The 18,792-nt window shown below is 72.9% G+C and carries 18 protein-coding genes; 4 read left to right on the top strand and 14 right to left on the bottom strand.

The window, feature by feature from the left end; all coding sequences use genetic code 11:
* Positions 1 to 481 precede the first annotated feature (481 nt).
* A complete protein-coding gene (locus EDC02_RS08940; RefSeq protein WP_123601537.1) occupies positions 482 to 2,104 on the bottom strand; it encodes an amidohydrolase in 1,623 nt (540 codons plus the stop codon).
* A gap of 181 nt (positions 2,105 to 2,285) precedes the next feature.
* Between EDC02_RS08940 and EDC02_RS08935 the strand changes: the two genes are divergently transcribed.
* The gene (locus tag EDC02_RS08935) at positions 2,286 to 3,677 is read left to right on the top strand and encodes a KamA family radical SAM protein (RefSeq protein ID WP_123601536.1); all 1,392 of its coding nucleotides are present in this window, start codon (positions 2,286 to 2,288) and stop codon (positions 3,675 to 3,677) included.
* 15 nt (positions 3,678 to 3,692) lie between these two features.
* Here EDC02_RS08935 and EDC02_RS08930 read toward each other — a convergent pair whose 3' ends face one another.
* From EDC02_RS08930 to EDC02_RS08915, 4 genes are all read right to left on the bottom strand, one after another.
* Positions 3,693 to 3,881 carry a CsbD family protein gene (locus EDC02_RS08930; RefSeq protein ID WP_370461437.1) on the bottom strand — a complete coding sequence of 63 codons (189 nt, stop codon included), beginning with the start codon at positions 3,879 to 3,881 and terminating at the stop codon, positions 3,693 to 3,695.
* A gap of 173 nt (positions 3,882 to 4,054) precedes the next feature.
* Complete coding sequence (locus EDC02_RS08925) at positions 4,055 to 4,498, bottom strand: Lrp/AsnC family transcriptional regulator (protein ID WP_123601534.1); 444 nt, start codon at positions 4,496 to 4,498, stop codon at positions 4,055 to 4,057.
* A 16-nt stretch (positions 4,499 to 4,514) separates the two neighbouring features.
* The gene (locus tag EDC02_RS08920) at positions 4,515 to 5,654 is read right to left on the bottom strand and encodes an acyl-CoA dehydrogenase family protein (protein ID WP_123604638.1); all 1,140 of its coding nucleotides are present in this window, start codon (positions 5,652 to 5,654) and stop codon (positions 4,515 to 4,517) included.
* 81 nt (positions 5,655 to 5,735) lie between these two features.
* Positions 5,736 to 6,875, bottom strand: a complete 1,140-nt coding sequence (locus EDC02_RS08915; RefSeq protein ID WP_123601533.1) for a DUF4037 domain-containing protein — start codon at positions 6,873 to 6,875, stop codon at positions 5,736 to 5,738.
* Positions 6,876 to 6,953: 78 nt separating this feature from the next.
* Here EDC02_RS08915 and EDC02_RS08910 point away from each other — a divergent pair, with 78 nt between their 5' ends.
* A complete protein-coding gene (locus tag EDC02_RS08910) occupies positions 6,954 to 7,931 on the top strand; it encodes a 5'-3' exonuclease (RefSeq protein ID WP_123601532.1) in 978 nt (325 codons plus the stop codon).
* On the opposite strand, the gene EDC02_RS08905 is transcribed toward EDC02_RS08910, so the two are convergent.
* Both EDC02_RS08905 and EDC02_RS08900 read right to left on the bottom strand, forming a co-directional pair.
* A complete protein-coding gene (locus EDC02_RS08905) occupies positions 7,902 to 8,798 on the bottom strand; it encodes an MHYT domain-containing protein (protein WP_123604637.1) in 897 nt (298 codons plus the stop codon). The genes EDC02_RS08910 and EDC02_RS08905 overlap by 30 nt on opposite strands.
* 169 nt (positions 8,799 to 8,967) lie before the next feature.
* Positions 8,968 to 11,751, bottom strand: coding sequence for an RNA helicase (locus tag EDC02_RS08900; RefSeq protein WP_123601531.1), 2,784 nt, complete (start codon positions 11,749 to 11,751; stop codon positions 8,968 to 8,970).
* Between the two features lie 143 nt (positions 11,752 to 11,894).
* Here EDC02_RS08900 and EDC02_RS08895 point away from each other — a divergent pair, with 143 nt between their 5' ends.
* Positions 11,895 to 12,674 carry an HAD family hydrolase gene (locus tag EDC02_RS08895; protein ID WP_123601530.1) on the top strand — a complete coding sequence of 260 codons (780 nt, stop codon included), beginning with the start codon at positions 11,895 to 11,897 and terminating at the stop codon, positions 12,672 to 12,674.
* Here EDC02_RS08895 and EDC02_RS08890 read toward each other — a convergent pair whose 3' ends face one another.
* From EDC02_RS08890 to EDC02_RS08865, 6 genes are all read right to left on the bottom strand, one after another.
* Positions 12,675 to 13,604: a diacylglycerol kinase family protein gene (locus EDC02_RS08890; RefSeq protein WP_123601529.1), complete on the bottom strand. Its 930-nt coding sequence runs from the start codon at positions 13,602 to 13,604 to the stop codon at positions 12,675 to 12,677. It lies immediately after the preceding gene.
* Positions 13,601 to 14,560 carry a twin-arginine translocase subunit TatC gene (tatC, locus tag EDC02_RS08885; RefSeq protein WP_123601528.1) on the bottom strand — a complete coding sequence of 320 codons (960 nt, stop codon included), beginning with the start codon at positions 14,558 to 14,560 and terminating at the stop codon, positions 13,601 to 13,603. Before tatC ends, EDC02_RS08890 begins: the two co-directional genes overlap by 4 nt.
* Before the next feature lie 18 nt (positions 14,561 to 14,578).
* Positions 14,579 to 14,881: a Sec-independent protein translocase subunit TatA gene (tatA, locus tag EDC02_RS08880; RefSeq protein WP_123601527.1), complete on the bottom strand. Its 303-nt coding sequence runs from the start codon at positions 14,879 to 14,881 to the stop codon at positions 14,579 to 14,581.
* 205 nt (positions 14,882 to 15,086) lie between these two features.
* Complete coding sequence (locus EDC02_RS08875; protein WP_123601526.1) at positions 15,087 to 15,341, bottom strand: hypothetical protein; 255 nt, start codon at positions 15,339 to 15,341, stop codon at positions 15,087 to 15,089.
* 9 nt (positions 15,342 to 15,350) lie between these two features.
* Positions 15,351 to 16,358 carry a YafY family protein gene (locus tag EDC02_RS08870; RefSeq protein ID WP_123601525.1) on the bottom strand — a complete coding sequence of 336 codons (1,008 nt, stop codon included), beginning with the start codon at positions 16,356 to 16,358 and terminating at the stop codon, positions 15,351 to 15,353.
* A complete protein-coding gene (locus tag EDC02_RS08865; protein WP_123601524.1) occupies positions 16,355 to 17,350 on the bottom strand; it encodes a YafY family protein in 996 nt (331 codons plus the stop codon). Before EDC02_RS08865 ends, EDC02_RS08870 begins: the two co-directional genes overlap by 4 nt.
* Positions 17,351 to 17,430: 80 nt before the next feature.
* Here EDC02_RS08865 and EDC02_RS08860 point away from each other — a divergent pair, with 80 nt between their 5' ends.
* Positions 17,431 to 18,534, top strand: coding sequence for a DUF3866 family protein (locus EDC02_RS08860; RefSeq protein ID WP_123601523.1), 1,104 nt, complete (start codon positions 17,431 to 17,433; stop codon positions 18,532 to 18,534).
* Positions 18,535 to 18,549: 15 nt separating this feature from the next.
* Here EDC02_RS08860 and EDC02_RS08855 read toward each other — a convergent pair whose 3' ends face one another.
* Complete coding sequence (locus EDC02_RS08855) at positions 18,550 to 18,786, bottom strand: hypothetical protein (RefSeq protein WP_370461436.1); 237 nt, start codon at positions 18,784 to 18,786, stop codon at positions 18,550 to 18,552.
* Between the last annotated feature and the right edge of the window lie 6 nt (positions 18,787 to 18,792).

Raw genomic sequence — 18,792 nt, 5'->3', positions numbered from 1 at the left:
AATCCCGCCCATCCCACGACGACAGCCACAGCCGGCGACGCATCAGCCGCCAAACGAGAAATCGGGGCGCGGCCGATCGGCCGCGCCCCGCGCTCCCAGGCCCCTCCCCCGCCGATGTGGCAGGACGACCGTACGGCGACCTTCGGACCGGCCAACCGGGAACTGGCTGCCCCCGACGGACCGTTGTCTACTGGCCCCGCACGACCACCTGCCCGTACACCGGAAAGTCGCGGCCGGTTCGCGCCGCCTCGCCGACCCTCGCCCACTGGACCTGGCCGATGCGGACACCACCCGTGGCGATCCACGAGCGGCACAACCACACTGCGACAACAGTCGCTCGGCCAGCGGACGAAGAAACGAAGCGAACAACAGCCGCTTCCCGTGGTAGGACTCAAAGACGGTACGCGGGCCACCCCCGGTGCTGTCAACCCGGCCCAGCGACATCGACCACCGCCACCGGCGTGTCACCGGCCACCCCCGCTCACCCCACGCCGGCCGCCGCCCGATCCGGCGCCACGAAGATCTCCCGACCCCGCAGCACCGTCCGCAGACACCGCGGCAACGGCGTCGGATCCGCCGGCCCACGCAGCGCCGGATCCTCCGCGACCAGGACCGGCAGACCGTCCGCCGACACACCCGCCGGCGTCTCCCACACCGCGAACGTCGCCGCCGCACCCAGCGCCAACGCCCCCTCCTGCGCGGTCCGCACCACACCCGGCGGCAACGCCCGCCAACCGCCCCTGGTGTGCGCGGCGAACGCCGACCGAACCGCCAACCGCGACGCCGGATTGAAATGCGAAGCCGCGGCCCGCACCCCACCCCACGGATCCAGCGGCGTCACCGGCGAGTCCGAACCGAACGCCAACGTGACACCCACCCCGTGCAACGCCCCGAACGGATTCGACGCCAACGCCCGGTCCACGCCCAGCCGGGCCGCGTACATCTGACTCTCACCACCCCACAACCGGTCGAACGCCGGCTGCACACTGGCCACCACCCCGAACTCGACGAACGCCCCGATCAACCGCTTGTCGACCAGCTCGACGTGCTCCACCCGGTGCCGGCCGGCCCGCAACCGCTCCACCCCGACCTCGCCGGCCGCCACCGCGAAGCCGTCCACGACCGCCGCCACCGCCGCGTCACCGATCGCGTGGAACCCACCCTGCACCCCCGAGCGGACACAGTCCACCAGATGCGCGGCGACCTGACCGGCGTCCAGGAAACAACTGCCACAGCCACCGTCGTCGACGTACGGCTGCGACAGGTACGCCGTCCGCGACCCCAACGCGCCGTCCGCGTACAGGTCACCACCGGCGGCCACCGCACCCAGCTCCCGTGCCCGGGCCGCGCCCAGAAACTCCCCCCAGTACCCGTACACCTCCGGCAGGCCGTCGCCCGACATCGCCAACACGCCGACGAAGTCGGACTCCGACGACGTCTGCGGACCGCCGCACTCGTGCACCGCCGCGATACCCGCCCCGGCCGCCGCAGCCAACGCGGCCCGCTGCGCCGAGCTGCGCTGCGCCGAAGTCAACGACCCGAACGCCACCGCCCGCACCGCGTGATGGTCGTCCTCCCGCACCCACCCTGGCGGATCGGAGCGTTCCGCCAGGCCCGGCACCGCCGCCAGCATCTCCGACGACACCAACGCCGAATGGATCGACGCCTGAGACAGGTACACCCGCCGTCCGCCCGACGCCGCCGACAACTGCCCCGCGTCCGGCGGCACCGGCCGCTGCCACGTCGACTCGTCCCACCCGTGCCCCAGCACCACCGCGTCAGCCGGCAGCCCCGCCGCAAAGCCGGCCACCCGGTCGACCAGCTCGGCCGGCGAACGCACCGACGACAGATCCAGGCCGGACAGCACCAGACCGGTATCGGTCGCGTGCACATGCGCGTCGACGAAGGCCGGAGTCACCAGCGCGCCGGCCAGGTCGACCACGACGTCCGCCGGTGGCGCGTCCACGTCCGCACCCAACCAGCCGATCCGGCCGTCACGCACCACCAACGCCGTCGCTCCCGGCACCGCCGGGCAGTACAACCTGCCGCCCCGGTACAGCACCACGGGCAGCCCGGCCTCCGAACCCACCGTACGAGTCGTCATCAGCTCAGTCTGCCGCCACCTGCGCGGGAGACGACAGCGGCCCGTCGGAGCCACCGATGGACAACCGAATCACCACCTAGCACCTAGCAAGACCGGAAGACTTACGGCAGACTAGTCAACACACAGGAAATTATCCAGGAGTGCGGTACGCCCCACCGGACGCACCGAGCCAGGAGGACCGATGCCGCAACCCAACTCGGCGGACAGCCCCGGAACCACCCCGACGCTGCCCCAGCCGTACGAATACCAGCGCCGCGAACTCGTCGAACCCGACTGGACCCGACTACCCGGCTGGCGCGACGTCACCCCCGACCAGTGGCAGTCCGCCCAGTGGCAACGGGCCCACTGCGTCAAGACCGTCGCCCAACTGCACGCCGTCCTCGGCGACCTCGTCGACGACGACTTCTACGCCGAACTCGGCGCCGATCAGAGCCGACACGCCACCATGTCCATGCTGGTCACCCCGCAGATGATCAACACGATGGTGCCGGTCAGCGCACCCGACGGCGACTCCCTGCGGGCCGACCCCATCCGGCGCTACATGCTCCCGCTGGCCAGCGACCGCCGGACCGACTGGCCGTCCCACCCGTACGCCAGCCGCGACTCGCTGCACGAACACGACATGTGGGTGGCGGAAGGACTGACCCACCGCTACCCGACCAAGGTCCTCGCCGAACTCCTCGCCACCTGCCCGCAGTACTGCGGGCACTGCACCCGGATGGACCTGGTCGGCAACTCCACCCCGACCATCGACAAACTCCGCCTGACCCTGAAGCCCACCAACCGCTACCAGGCACATCTCGACTACCTGCGCGGGCACCCCGGAGTCCGCGACGTCGTCGTCTCCGGCGGCGACGTGGCCAACCTCCCCTGGCGGCATCTCGAAAGCTACCTGCAGAGCCTGCTGGAGATCGACAGCATCCGCGACATCCGGCTGGCCACCAAGGCGCTCATGGGCCTACCCCAGCACTGGCTGCAACCCGATGTCGTGGCCGGCCTGGAACGCGTTGCCCGCACTGCCGCCAGCCGCGGCGTCAACCTCGCCATCCACACCCACGTCAACCACGTGCAGTCACTCACCCCGCTGGTCGCCCGAGCCGCCCAGACCGCGCTCGACGTGGGCATCCGCGACGTCCGCAACCAGGGAGTGCTGATGCGCGGCGTCAACGCCGACCTGCACAGCCTGCTCGACCTGTGTTTCGCGCTCCAGGGCGAAGCCGGCATCCTGCCGTACTACTTCTATCTCTGCGACATGATCCCCAACGCCGAGCACTGGCGGGTCCCGGTCCGGACCGCGCAACAGTTACAGCACGACCTGATGGGTTATCTGCCGGGCTACGCCACCCCACGGATCGTGTGCGACGTGCCGCTGGTCGGCAAGCGCTGGGTGCACATGCTCACCGAGTACGACCGGGAGCACGGCATCTCGTACTGGACCAAGAACTACCGCACCTCGCTCGACGGCACCGACGACGACCTGGGGCGGCGGTACCCGTACTACGACCCGATCGACACGCTGCCGGAGTCCGGACAGCGGTGGTGGTCCCGGCAACGGACGACCACCACCGGCTGATCCGGCCGCTGCTCGTCAGCCGCTGAACGCGTCCCGTACGTTCCGGCCGGCGTCCTTCGCGTGCTCCCCCGCGTCCTTGGTCCGGGCCTTACTCGCCTCGGCGGCGCCCTCAGCCCGCATCTGCTCGTTGTCGGTCGCCGCGCCGTAGCGCTCCTTCGCCTGGCCCTTGAGCTCCTCGGCCTTGTTGCGTGCCTTGTCGGTCATGCCCATGGTCGATCACTCCTATCGCGGTCCTGACCGAACGGTTTCCGTCCGTGCTTCCCGCATGCCCGGTGTCGTGGGCTTCAAACGGTGCGGAGCACGATGTCTAGTGCGTCCTAGGACGATAGGAAGAGCCCTGCATCCACGGCCGTGACGAGCACCGCCAGGCGGCAGACTCAGACCAGCTTCGGCGGACGCGACTCGTACGGAGTGGACAGCACCACTGTCGTCCGAGTGGTGACGTTCGCCGCCGTCCGAATCTCCTGCAGCAGCCGTTCCAGGTCAGCCGGGCTCGCTACCCGGACCAGCAACAGGTAGAAGTCCTCCCCCGCCACCGAATAGCAGGAGTCGATCTCCGCCAGATGCGACAGCCGTTCCGGGGCGTCGTCCGGCTGGGAAGGGTCCAGCGGCCGGATCGCGACGAACGCGCTCAACGGCAGCCCCACCGCCTCGTACGACACCCGGGCGGTGTAGCCGTTGACCACCCCGCGCTGCTCCAGCCGGCGCACCCGCTGATGAACCGCCGACACCGACAGGCCCACCCGCTCGGCCAAATCGGTGTACGACACGCGGCCGTCGGTGGTCAGCGCGGCGACGATAGCGCGATCGGTCTCTTCCACGGCGAGAAACCTACCGTCACCGGGCCAGTGCCCGGGAGATCACCACCCGCTGGATCTGGTTCGTCCCCTCCACGATCTGCAGCACCTTCGCCTCCCGCAGGTACCGCTCCACCGGATGGTCGGCCACGTAGCCGTACCCGCCGAGCACCTGGACCGCGTCGACGGTGACCTTCATCGCGACGTCGGTGGCGAACAGCTTGGCCTTGGCCGCCTCGACGGCGTACGCCCGACCGGCGTCGCGCAACCGGGCCGCGGCCAGGGTCACCGCCCGGGCGGCCGACACCTGGGTGGCCATGTCCGCCAGCAGGAACCCCAGCCCCTGCAGGTCGATGATCGGCCGGCCGAACTGCTCCCGCTGCCGGGCGTAGCCGACCGCGTGGTCGAGCGCCGCCTGGGCCAGCCCGACCGCGCAGGCGGCGATCCCCAGCCGGCCGGCGGCCAGCGCGGACATCGCCACACCGAAGCCGGTGCCCGCGGCACCGACCAGGTGATCCGCCGGCACCCTGGCCTGGTCGAACACCAGTTGGGCGACCGGGGAGGAGCGCAGGCCCATGGTGCGCTCCGCCGGCTGCGGCAGCACGCCGGCGGTGCCGGCCGGGACGAACAGACACGAGATGCCCCGCGTTCCAGGTCCGCCGGTGCGGCAGAAGACGTTGTAGAAGTCGGCCACCGCGGCATGGGTGATCCACGCCTTCGTCCCCGACACCACGTACTCGTCGCCGTCGCGAACCGCCCGGGTGGTCAGCGCCGCCGCGTCCGACCCGCCCTGTGGCTCACTGAGGCAGTACGCGCCGAGCAACTCACCGCCGAGCATCTCCGGCAGCAGCTTCCGTTGCCGGTCGCTGCCGTACTCGGCCACCGGATAGCAGGACAACGTGTGCACGCTGACCGCCTCGGCGACCGCCAACCAGCGGCTGGCCAGCACCTCCAGCACCTGCAGATACACCTCGTAGGGCTGGCCCGCGCCGCCGTCGGACTCCGCGAACGGCAGGCCGAGCAGGCCGGCCCGGCCGAGGGTGCGGACCACCTCCCGGGGGAATTCGGCCCGCGCCTCGAAATCGGCGGCCCGGCCGGCCAGCTCCCGGTCGGCGAGCTCGGTGGCCAACTCGATCAGGTCGTATGCCTCGGGCGTGGGCAGGACGCGTTCGACGGTCATGGTGGTGCGCTCCAGGGTGGTGAGCGGGCCGGCGCCGGTCCGCTGTGGCGGGCCGGCGGTGCCGATCGACACCCCACCAGCTTAACGTTCGTTTGGCTGCGTCCCGTCGTGGTCCAGCCCCAGGGCACAACCCACCACCATGCGGGTCCGCGCGACATCGGTGAGCAGCGCGGTGTGGTCGACGACCTGATCCACCGCCCCCAGCACCGGCACCGCCCGCAGCCCGCGGTCACCGATCGCCGACCACAGGGCCCGCGCGAACCGGGCCGCGTCGAGCACCAGGAACGGCCGGTCCCGGAACGGCCGTACCGTCGGTTCCACCGGCGCGGCCAGCGCGAGCTGGTTGGTCCGCACCGCCAGCAGTTCGTACGCCTGGCACAGCCGCCGCTGCCGCACGCTCCATCCGGTCGCCGACAACGCCGCGGCCAACGTCGCGCACAGCCCGTCGTCGTCCGGCAGCCGGGCGAACGCGCTGCCCAGCCACTTGTGGTACGGCGGATAGCAGCGGCCGACCAGCAACGCCAGCCGCATCAGGTCCCGCACGATCCGGGCGGTCACCACCGCGCCGCCGATCTCGTCGCCGACCTCCCCGCACCGGCCGACGAACGGCTCCTCGCCGGCTACCCGGGCCCAGGCCGCGGCCAGCACGTACCGCCAGATGTCCGGCGGGTACCAGGCGAGAACCGCGCGGCGACCGGTCAGCCCACCGACCACCCCGGCCGACCGGGCCACCACGTCCGGCAGGGCGTCGTGGAACACATCCCCGGCGGTGAACTCGGCGAGCCGCTGAGTGGGGGTGGCGAGCCAGTCCAGCCGGCCCGGCCCGTCGGCCGGATCGAAGCCCAGCACCCGCTGGCACCAGGCAGCCACGTCCGTCACCGTCACCCCGTGCCGGGCACCGTCGAGCGCCGGCACCCCCAGACTGCGGTCGGCGTCCGGCGCGAACCTGGTCGGGAAGCCCAGGAAGGACGCCGGCAGATCCTCGGTGACGGCGGCGCACACCTGGTCGGCCAGGCCGGCGTCGGCGCTGTCGAGGAACACCTGCACCCGTGGGCCCCAGTCGTGGTCGCGGGAGCGTTCCGTGTCGAACCCGAACAGCTCCGAACCGGTGTCCATCCGGGCTGCGGCGTAGCGCAGCCGGGGAAACCGGGCGGCGATCGTCGGCGCAACCACCGCGTGGTGAAACCGGCGGCTCAGCTCCAGGCCGGGCAGGAAGCTCATGTCGGCAGCCTGCCGCACCGCCCCGACTGCCGGGCCGGACAACCGGCGGTGTCACCGGGCTGTGCGAGGCTGTAGCGCGTGAACCGATCCGACCCCCTGCTCGCCGTCGACGCCCCGAGCCTGTACTTCCGGGCGTACTTCGGGGTGCCCGAGTCCGCCGCCCGCACCGCCGACGGCGAACCGGTCAACGCCGTACGCGGTTTCCTCGACATGCTGGCCGCGCTGATCACCCGGCGGCGCCCGGCACGGCTGATCTGCGCCCTCGACCACGACTGGCGGCCCGCCTGGCGGGTGCGGCTGCTGCCGTCGTACAAGGCACACCGGGTGGCACCCACCGGCGGGGAGATCGTCCCGGACACCCTGGTGCCGCAGCTGCCGGTGCTGCTGGACGTGCTGTCCGCGCTGGGAGTGCCGGCGGTCGGCGTGGCCGGCTACGAGGCCGACGACGTGCTCGGTACGCTCGCCACCCGGCAGGCCGGCCCGGTCGAGGTGGTCTCCGGCGACCGGGATCTGTTCCAGCTGGTCGACGACGACCACCCGGTCCGGTTGCTCTACGTCGGCCGGGGGGTCGCCAAGTTGGAGGACTGTGACGGCGCGGCCGTCGAGCAGCGGTTCGGGGTGCCGCCGGCCGGGTACGCCGACTTCGCCGCGCTGCGCGGCGACCCGAGCGACGGCCTGCCGGGAGTTCCGGGCGTGGGCGCCAAGACCGCCGCGCGGCTGCTGCAGCGGTACGGCGATCTGGCCGGGCTGGTCGCGGCGCTGGACGACCCACGGTCCGGGTTCGCTCCCGGTCTGCGGGCCCGGCTGGCCGCCGCCCGCGACTACCTGGCGGTCGCGCCGACCGTGGTACGGGTGGCCCGGGACCTCGACCTGGCGGTCGAACCGGTGCGGCTGCCTACCGCACCGGCCGACCCCGGGCGGCTGATGGAGCTGGCGGACCGGTGGAACCTCGCGGGTTCCTGCCGGCGGCTGGTCGACGCGATGGCGCTCGGCGCTGGGGGGTCCGGCGGTACGGACGGTACCGGGTCAGGCGTTGAACCCGTTGAACCCGCCTGAGCGGCTCGACGCATTCTGCTCACCGCTGGTGTTCGAGCCGCTGCGCAGCGGGGTGAACCCGTTCGGCCGAGCCGGGGGCGGCGGTGGGGTGCTGCGCCGCTCGGCGATCCGCGCGTCGAGGTACGCCGCCGCCGCCCGGTCCTCCTCGGTCGGGGCCGACAGCACCGCGTACACCAGGCCGATCACCACGAGCAGCACCGCCACGCCGATCGGTACCAGCAAGGTGGCCGCGGTCGCACCGTTGAGCACGCCGGTCGGCTCGTGCAGGTGCACCGACATCGCCGTCATGCCGGTGAAGTGCATGCCGTTGACCGCGACGCCCATCAGCAGCGCGGACCCGGTCATCGCCAGCGGCCGGCGGACCGTGACCGCCAGCCACAGCGCCACCGTCGCCGCGATCACCGCGATCACCACGGACAGGGTCACCCGGCCCGGGGCGTAGTCGATGTCGCCGTTGAGCCGCATCGCGGCCATCCCGGTGTAGTGCATCGCGGCCACGCCCAGGCCGGTGATGACCCCACCGAGCAGGATCTTCACCAGCGACGGGCGGCCGAAGCCGACCAGAAACAGCCCGAAAGCGACCGCGGCGATCGCGATCACCGCGCTGGCGATGGTGATCGCGATGTCGTACCGGATCTGGGTGCCGGCCACGCTGAAGCCGAGCATCGCCATGAAATGCATGGTCCAGATGGCGGTGCCACCGATCGCGAAGGCCGACAGCGACAGCCACCAGGCCCGCCGGCCCGGGGTATTCGACTCGCGGACCCGCACGGCGCAGATCAGTCCGAGAAACGAACCGAGCACCGACAACGCGTAGCTCAGCGTTGGCGTAATGAAGCCATATTCGAAATGATCGATCTCTGCCACGTCCGCCCCCTCAGGCCCGAACCACAGGCTGGTACTCCCCGGACCGATGGTGAGCAGCAGAAAGGGTCTTCGCAAGCGATCGTTCGGTTGTTTCGCCGGGCCGTGTCGACATTGTGACGCACCACCGGTACCGGCGACTACGGCACGCAGTTCGACCGTCGACCGGCAGTCACCCCGTCATCTGGTACGCCAGCACGCCGCGCTGCAGCGCGGACACCGCCTGCGCCGCGGTCCGCGCCAACTGCGGCGACGTACCCCGGGCCTGGGCCAGCTGCCCGAGCATGTCGGCGACCTGCCGGGCCCACCGGACGAAGTCCCCGGCCGGCATCTCCCCGTCCAGGCTGTCCCCGCTGGCCAGCACCTTGGCCAGCGGCTCGCCACGGGCCCACCGGTAGATCGGCCAGACGAAGCCGAGATCCGGCTCCCGGGTCGACTCCAGGCCAGCGGCCGCCTCGTCGGCCTCCAGGCCCGCCCAGATCGTGGTGGTGGCGTCCACCGCGGCAGCGACCGCCCCCCGAGGCAACGCCGCCCGCTCGTCGACGTCGCGCCGGGCCTCGTACACCACCACCGACACCGCGGCGGCCAGCTCCGCCGGCGCCAGACCGTCCCAGACACCGCGACGCAGGCACTCGGCGACCAGCAGGTCGGCCTCCGTCCAGATCCGGGCCAGCATCCGCCCGGCGTCGGTCACCGTACCGTCGGACGTCAGGTAGCCGCGGTCGGTCAGCAGGCCGCAGACCCGGTCGAAGGTCCGGGTCAACGACCCGGTACGGCCCGCCACCCGGGCCCGCAGCTCGTCGGTGTCGCGGGCCAACCGGTGCCGACGTTCCGCCCAGCGGGCATGCTCCTCCCGGTCCGGACAGCTGTGGCAGGGGTGCCGACGCAGTTCGGCGCGCAACTGGGTGACCCGGTCGTCGTCCCGGTCACCGCGTGCCCGCCCCCGGCGGCGGCCGCCGTGGCGGCCCAGGCCCGTCCCGGCGACCGCCGCCGCCAGATCCCGCCGGGCCGCCGGTGACCGGTGGTTGAAGTGTTTCGGCACCCGGATCCGGGTCAGCACCTCCGCCGGGACGGTGAAGTCGCCGGCCGACACCCGGCCCGCCCACCGGTCCTGGGTCAGCACCAGCGGGCGGGGCTCGCCGAACCCACCCGCGCCCGGATCGAGCACCACCGCCAACCCGGCCCGCCGACCCGACGGCACCCGGATGACGTCACCGACCCGCAGCCGCTCCAGAGAGTCGACCGCCGCAGTGCGCCGCTGCTGCTGACCCTGCCGGGCCAGCTCCCGCTCCCGGTCGGCGATCGCCACCCGCAGATCGAAGTACGCGTCGAAGTCGCCGAGGTCGCAGCGCACCTCGACGCCGTACGCCTCGATGGTCTCGGTGTTGCGCTGCGCCTGCCGGGCCAGGCCGACCACCGACCGGTCCGCCTGGAACTGGGCGAAGGACGACTCGAGCAGCTCCCGGGCAGCGTCGAAACCGACGGTGCCGACCAGGTTGACCGCCATGTTGTAGGACGGTCGGAAACTCGACCGCAGCGGGTAGGTCCGGGTCGAGGCGAGCCCGGCGACGTGCCGTGGATCGACCTCCGGCGACCAGACCACCACCGCGTGGCCCTCCACGTCGATGCCGCGCCGCCCGGCCCGCCCGGTCAGCTGGGTGTACTCGCCCGGGGTCAGGTCGACGTGCGCCTCCCCGTTGAACTTGACCAGCCGCTCCAGCACCACACAGCGGGCCGGCATGTTGATCCCCAACGCCAGCGTCTCGGTGGCGAACACGGCCTTGATCAGGCCCCGGACGAACAGTTCCTCGACGACCTCCTTGAAGGCCGGCAGCATGCCGGCGTGGTGCGCGGCGAGGCCCCGTTCCAGCCCGTCCAGCCAGCCCCAGTAGCCGAGCACCGACAGGTCCTCGGCCGGCAGGCTGGACAGCCGCGACTCCACCAGCCGACGGATCTCGGCGCGCTCCTCCGGGGTGGTCAGCCGCAGCCCGGCGGCCAGACACTGGGCGACGGCGGCATCGCACCCGGCCCGGCTGAACACGAACAGGATCGCCGGCAGCAGACCCTCCCGCTCCAGACGTTCGATCACGTCAGCCCGCAGCGGGGGCCGCCAACGCGGGCCGCGACCACCGGACCGACCCCAACCCGGCCCGTGGGTTCGGCCGTCGCCGAGCTCCAGCCGGCGCAGCATCTCCCGGCTGTAGCGCAGCAGCTCCGGATGCACGTCGTGTTTGCGGGCCGCGTCGGCGTCGTGGAACAGGTCGAACATCCGCCGCCCCACCAGCATGTGCTGCCACAGCGGGACCGGGCGGTGCTCGCTGACCACCACCTCGGTCTCGCCGCGGACGGTGACCAGCCAGTCGGCGAACTCCTCGGCGTTGGACACCGTCGCGGACAGCGACACCAGGGTGACCGACGACGGAAGGTGGATGATCACCTCTTCCCAGACCGCGCCCCGGAACCGGTCGGCGAGGTAGTGCACCTCGTCCATCACCACGTAGGCCAGGCCGTCGAGAGTGGCCGAACCGGCGTACAGCATGTTGCGCAGCACCTCGGTGGTCATCACCACCACGGGCGCGTCGCCGTTGATCGCGTTGTCCCCGGTCAGCAGCCCCACCTGGGCGGCACCGTACCGGTCGACCAGATCGTGGTACTTCTGGTTGGACAGTGCCTTGATCGGGGTGGTGTAGAAGCACTTGCGCGGTGGGCCGCCGGCCGGCGCGGCACCGGCCCGCAGCGCCAGGTGGACCGCGAACTCGCCGACCACCGTCTTGCCCGCCCCGGTCGGCGCGCAGACCAGCACCCCGCTGCCCCGTTCCAGGGCCTGGCAGGCGGCCCGCTGGAAGTCGTCCAGATCGAAACCGAGATCGAGGGCGAACTCCCCGAGCGCGGGAAAGGCGGCGGCCTGCGCGGCCCGGCGGCGCGCTGCGGCGTACCGCTCGGCGGGGCTCGACATACCGCAAGATTAATCGCAGCCGGCCGGTGGCGTCCCGGTCAGGGGTCTCGTCACTCCTGGGCGCCGAGGGTCGAGCAGCGGCGGCGGCCACTCGGGTTAGGGCAACCTACCGGGCCGCCGAACCGGCTCGATAAGGTGCAGGCGTGCCGGATCAACCCGAACGCCCCCGCGACGACACATCCGCCGGTCCCGGGTACGAACCGGCCGACCGGCCACGACGCCGCCCGGTCGAGGCGGTCCTGTTCGACTTTCACGGCACCCTCGCCCAGGTCGAGGACCCGGTCCGCTGGGTCGTCCAGGGTGCCGAGGCATGCGGGGTGACCCTGGACCGGGGGCGGGCGACCGTCCTCGCCGACCGGCTGCTGACCGCCGGCCGGGCCGGCGGGCCGCTGCCCACCCGGGTCCCCGCGCAACTGGCCGAGGTGTGGGCCGACCGCGACCTGTACCCGCAGGCGCACCGGGCCGCGTACACCGGGCTGGCCGCGACGGTCGACAGCGGGGTAGACGGCCTGGCTGACGCCCTCTATCAGCGGCTGCTCGGCCCGGACGGGTGGCTGCCGTACGCGGACACCGCCGCGACGCTACGGGCCCTGCACTCCGCCGGGGTGCCGGTCGCCGTGGTCAGCAACATCGGCTTCGACATCCGCCCGCACTTCGCCGCCTGGGGCCTTGCCGACCTGATCGGCGCCTGGGCGCTGTCCTACGAGGTGGGCCGCTGCAAACCCGACCCGGCGATCTTCCTGCGGGCCTGCGGGATGCTGCGGGTCGATCCGGAGCGCACACTGATGGTGGGCGACACCCCGGCCGACGCCGGCGCCGTACGGGCCGGCTGCGCGGCGCTGGTGCTGCCGGCGGCCGACCCTGGTCGGGCCAACGGACTCGCGGCCGTGCTCGACCTGGCCACCGGCGAGCCGGACCGGTGATCACCGCAGCAGCCGCAGCGCTCCCGGCACGGCGGTGACGGTCACCGGCAGCGGGCCGAGCCGTTCACCGTCGGCATAGCAGACCAGGTCCGGCGCGTCGATCGTCAGCTGGCGGGCCCGGAGACTGCGCACCATCGGGTGGTCGACGTGACCGCCCCGCCGGACCTGCGGCTTTATCCGGATCAGCGTACGGCGGGAGACCGGCCCGGCCACCACCACGTCGAGCAGCCCGTCGGTCGGGTCGGCCGCCGGGCAGATCCGCATCCCGCCGCCGTAGCTGGCGCAGTTGCCGACCGCGACCAGCACCGCGTCGAAGTCGTCCCGCTCGCCGTCGCGCACCATCCGGTAGCGGCGCGGCCGCAGCCGCGCCAACTCGACCAGAATTGCCAGGTCGTAGCGGCGCGGCCCGGACGGCCAGCGCATCCGGTTGGCCCGCTCGTTGACGACCGCGTCGAATCCGGCGGCCAGCACCGCGCCGAACCACCGGTCCGGTCGGCCCGGTGCGGACACCCGGGCCAGGTCGACGGGCCGGCTGCGGCCGGCGCGCAGGGCGGCGGCGATCTCCGCCGCCGCGCGGGCCGGATCGGCCGGGAAACCGGTGTCGGAGGCAAAGTCGTTGCCGGTGCCGGTCGGCACCGGGCCCAGCGGGACGTCGGTGCCGGCGAGCGCCTGCAGGGCAAGGTGCACGGTGCCGTCGCCGCCGACGGTCACCACTGCGGCCGCACCGCCGGCCACCGCGGCCCGGCAGGCGCTCGCCGCCTGCTCGGCGGTGACGGCGGTGAGCAGCCGCACCGGCCGCCCGGTCGCGGCCAGCAGGTCACGGACCAACGGCAGGACTGCCGAGTGCCGGCCACGGCCGGCCGCCGGGTTCGCCAGCACCGCCACCGAGCCGGGCGCGACGGCGGACGGACCGCCGGCCGGCCCGGTCACGTCATGTCGTCGTAGCGACGCTCGATCGGCAACGGTTTCGGCACCGGCTGGGTCGGCACGACCGGGGTGACCGTCTCGGTCCGCTCGGCGACCGCGACCGGCTGCGGGTCGTCGTCCAGCGGTGACGCCTCGTCGTCGTCCAACCCGGCGTACACCTCCTTGCCGCGGCCCCGGCGCTTGTCGTTGAGGAAAGCCACCCCGACCGCGACGAAGTACAGCAGCGCCAGGCACAACGCCAGCAGGGTCATCCCGAACGGGCCGGGGTCCGGGGTGGCGACCGCCGCGAACGCGAAGCAGACGAAGACCACCGCACGCCACCAGCTGAGCAGGCGGCGTGCGCTGACCACGCCGGTGAAGTTGAGCATCAACAGCACCAGCGGGAACTCGAACGCGACCCCGAACAGCAGGATCATCGTGGTCACGAACGAGATGTACCGGGTCACCTCGAGCTGGGTGGACAACCCGGTGACACCGGCTTCGAGCAGGAACGCCAGCCCTTTGTCGACGACGAAGTAGGCGAGCATCGCACCGGCCAGGAACAGCGGCGCGGCGATGGAGACGAAGACGTACGCCCACTTGCGCTCATGCCGGTGCAGGCCGGGAGCGATGAACGCCCAGAGCTGGTAGAGCCAGACCGGGCCGGCCACGATCAGGCCGAGCCAGAGCGCCAGCTTCAGCTTCAGGACGAGGCCGTCGGCCGGCGACAACTGCAGGAAGTCCCGGCAGGTGCCGTCGGCGGTCACTTCTCCGGTGTCGGGCAGCTGACAGTACGGCTGCTTGAGCAGATGGTACACCGGATCGGCGAGGAAGTAGCCGACGATCAGCCCGACGACGATGGCCAGCGAGGCCCAGAACAGCCGGGTACGCAGCTCACGAAAGTGCTCGATCAGGGTCATCGAGCCGTCGGAGGCACGGTCGAAGTTGCTCGGACCGCGCCGACGCAGGGCGAAGCCCACGGCAGGAGACCTTTCCGGTCAGTTGGCGTCGCGGACGCGCTGCGGCTGATCGGCCGCCGGGGCCGGCGGCGGCTGGTATCCCGGCTGATGCACGCTGGTCGGCTCGATCACCGGCTCGGCCTGGTACGGCGCGCGGCCGTGCTGAGCGTCGGCCTTCTCGGCGAGGTCCTTGTCGTCGTCGGCGAGGCTCTTGGTCTCGGCCTTGATGATCCGCAGGGAGCGGCCAAGCGACCGCGCCGCGTCCGGCAGCCGCTTGGCGCCGAAGAGCAGGATCAGCACGACCACAAGTACGGCGATGTGCCACGGCTTCAGGGCATGCATGGCATAGCTCCAGTCGGTGCGTCGGGTGGTGACGAGCCCATCGTACGTGCGTTCGCCGGCTCCGCCACCTGCCAGACCGGGTCGATCTGGCCTGGTCGGTGAAGTCTCGACCACGATCAACTGACCCGTCAACCACAGCGGGCACAACGCTGACCGGCACCACGCGGGCAGTGGCCGAACAGGCCAGGTCGACGTGACCGGCTGGTCAGCCGTGCCGGTCCGGCCGGTCCCCGGCCCGTCCGGACCGGGCGGCGGCCGCTGCCAGGCTCTGCTCCAGCTGCGCCAGCCGCAGCTGGAGCCGCTCGGCCTGCGCCGCCAACGCCTCCGCTTCGCCCTGACGGCGCTGCAGGGCGAGCGCGGCACGGCGCAGCGCCGGCAACCGGGTCAACACCGGACGGACCGCCCCGACGAGCACCAACAGCGCGCATCCCAGCACGGCGAGAACGATCCAGGTCAGCACCTGAGCAGACTAGCCGCTAGCGGACAGGTCCGCAGCCGGTGCACCACCGGGTACGGCGTACGCGGCGAGCGCGGCGGACGCGGCCGCGTGCACCTGCGCCACCAACTGCGCCGGAGCGACCACCGTCACGTCCGGGCCCAGCCCGAGCACGAACCGGCGGGCCCAGGCCAGGTCGGTGACCCGCATGGTGACCAGCCACTCGCCGTTCGGTTCGACCTGGACGTCCTCGCACGGGTAGTACTCGGTGATCCACCGGCCGCACCGGCCGACCCGCAGGACCACCGACGGCAGGTCCGGCGTGGGTTGGAACGCGGCCTCCCGGAGCTCGTGCCGACCGGCCTGCGGCGGTACGGCGGCCGGCTGGTCCAGCTCGACCAGCGCGTCGACGCGGTCGGCCCGGAACAGCCGGACCGCCTCGGCCCGCCGGCACCAGGCCTCAAGATAGCCCCGACCGCCGATCATGAGCACCCGGATCGGGTCGACGACCCGATCGGTGGTCTCGTCGCGGGCCGCCGTGTAGTAGGTGATCCGCACCGCCCGACCGCTCTGCGCCGCCGACCGCAGCCGGTCCAGCCGGGCCGTGTCACCGGGCAGGCGTACCGCCACCGGGGCACCGGCCGACTCACCCGCCGCGTCCTCGATCTTGGCCAGCGCCCGCTCGACGGCGTCCCGGTTGGCCAGCCCCGGCGTCTCGGCCAGCATCCGAAGCGCCACCACCAGGGCCAGTGCCTCGTCCGGTGTCAGCCGCAACGGCCGGTCGATCCCCGCGTCGTAGGTGATCGTCACCCGGTCGCCGTCGAACGCCATGTCGATCAGGTCGCCCGGACCGTAGCCGGGCAGCCCGCACACCCACAGCAGCTCCAGGTCCTCCCGCAGCTGACGGGCGGTGGTGCCCAGGTCGGCGGCGGCCTGGGCGATCTCCACGCCCGGCCGGGCCAGCAGGTAGGGCACCAGGTTGAGCAGCCGGGCGAGCCGGTCGGCGGAGGCCCGCGAGCCGGTCGGTCGGGACGTGGTCACCCCCGCACCTCCGCACCGGCCGGCTGGTGCGCCACCACGATCTCCTTCAGCCGCTGGATCACCAGCTCGCGCAGCTCCGGCGGATCGAGCACCCGCACGTCGGCGCCGTACCTGGCCAGCTGGCCGGCGAGCGCCTCCGGCTCGGCGTAGCGCAGCGTCAGCCGGTCCCCGTCCGGGCCCGGGACGCAGGACTCCGCGCCGCGCCGCAGGCCGGCGGCCCGGCCCGGCCCGGTCAGCACGGTGGCCACGCCGGTACGTTCGACCGGGTCCGACCAGCGGGCGACGTGACTGATCAGGTCGACGTCGGTCGGCGGGGAGAAACTGCCGGCCCGACCGGCGAGCCGCACCGCGCCCACCACCCGGGACAACCGGAAGCAGCGGGTGGCCGCACGGTCCTGGTCGTGGCCGACCACGTACCAGCGGCCCCGCCAGCAGACCACCCCCCAGGGCTGCAGCCGCCGCCGGGTGGGGATGTCACCGCTGGGCACCCGGTAGTCGAAGGTCACCGGCCGCCGGTCGCGGGCTGCGGCGGTCAGCGCGGCGAACGCCGGGTCGACCGTCACCACCGGCTCCACCCCGAGGGTGGCCTGCGGATCCACGTCGATGCCGGCGGCCCGCAACTTGGCCAGCCCGGACGAGGCGGCGGCGGCCAGCCCGGCGTGCTGCCACAGCCGGGCGGCGATGCCGACCGCGGCGGCCTCCTCCGGCTCCAGCGGAATCTCCGGCAGCGCGTACTCGCGGTGGGCGATCCGGTAGCCCGGTTCGCTGTCGAAGGCGCTGGCCGCGCCGGTCTCCAGCGGCACGCCGAGGTCACGCAGCTCCGCCTTGTCCCGCTCGAACTTGCGCTGGAACGCCTCGTGGTCGCGGACGTCGGACGGATCGTGTTCGTAGCCGGGTACGGTCGCGGCGATCTGCGCGGCGGTCAGGAAGCGCCGCGTCGACAACAGGCAGATCACGAGATTGACCAGGCGTTCGGTCCGGTTGCGGGACACGGCACGACGCTAGCAGTGTCGGCGGGGCAGTGACCGCCCCGCCCGGCCGCCGTACGGAGGTGCAGGTTAGCGTGCCCGGCATGGTGCGATGGCGTGACGGCAGGGTCACCGCGGTCCGGCGGCGGTGGCGGGGGGCGGTCGAACTGGACGTCGCGGTCGACGGGGAGCCGGTACGCGCGGTGGCCTACCCGGAGCTGGTCGGCGAACCCGAACCCGGCGACCGGGTGCTGCTGAACGTCTCGGCGCTGCTGATGGGGCTCGGCACCGGCGGGTATGCCCTGGTGGTGGCGGTGCCGGACCGGCTGCCGCCGGACCCGCCGGGCGGGCGGGACCGCTCCGACGGGCATCTGGTGAAGGCCCGCTACACCCCGCTGCAGGCGATCGTGTGCGGGGTCGACGAGGAGGCGTCACCGCACCGGCAGGTGCTGGCCGACGCCGAGGACCTGGCCGGGATGCCGGTGGTCACCGCCGACCTGCACTCGGCGCTGCCGGCGATCGTCGCCGGCGTCCTCGCCGACCGGCCCCGGCTGCGCGTCGGGTACGTGATGACCGACGGCGGGGCGCTGCCCGCCGGCTTCTCCCGGACCCTCGACGGGCTGTCCGGCACGCTCGCCGGCACGGTGACCGTCGGCCAGTGCTTCGGCGGCGATCTGGAGGCCACCACCGTCCACAGCGGGCTGCTGGCCGCCCGGCACGTGCTGGCCGCCGACGTGACGGTGGTCTGCCAGGGTCCGGGCAACCTCGGCACCGGCACCAGATGGGGTTTCTCCGGCGTCGGGGTCGGCGAGGCGGTCAACGCCGCCGCCACGCTCGGTGGGCGGCCGGTCGGCGCGCTGCGCATCTCCGCCGACGACCCGCGGCCGCGTCACCGCGGCCTGTCGCACCACAGCAGCACCGCGTACGGCCGGGTGGCGCTCGCCCCGGCGGACCTGGTGATCCCGGCGGACCTGCAGGCGGAGATCGCCGACGACGTGGCCGCCGCGCTGGGTCAACTGGTAGCGCCGATCGGCCGGCACCGCGCGGTACGGGTCGCCACCGACGGTCTCGACGCGGCGTTGCGGGCCAGCCCGGTGCCGCTGCGCACCATGGGCCGGGACCTGGCCGGCGACCACGCGTACTTCCTGGCCTGCGCGGCCGCCGGCCGGCACGCGGCGGCGCTGGCCGGCGGCGACAGCGTCGGCTGACCCGGCGGCACCGGCTCAGCTGACGATGATCAGGACCGCCCAGGCACCCAGGATGAGTGCCAACACCGTGGCGAGCACCCAGGTGGGCACGGTGTACTCGCCACGGCGGTTGCGGGCGATCTCCGCAGCGATCTTGTTGCGCCGCCGCTCGAGCCAGGTCTCGGTCCGGGGAAACGGGCTCGGCCGCCCGGCGGCGGACGGTGTCGTCGGCAACGTCGGCGGCGCGGGATCGTCGCGGGTCGGTTCAGCCATCGTCCG

It is taken from the genome of Micromonospora sp. Llam0, from assembly GCF_003751085.1.
Classification (GTDB): domain Bacteria; phylum Actinomycetota; class Actinomycetes; order Mycobacteriales; family Micromonosporaceae; genus Micromonospora_E.
Note: the sequence above shows the minus strand (reverse complement) of the source record. Positions and strands in the feature narration are given on the sequence as shown.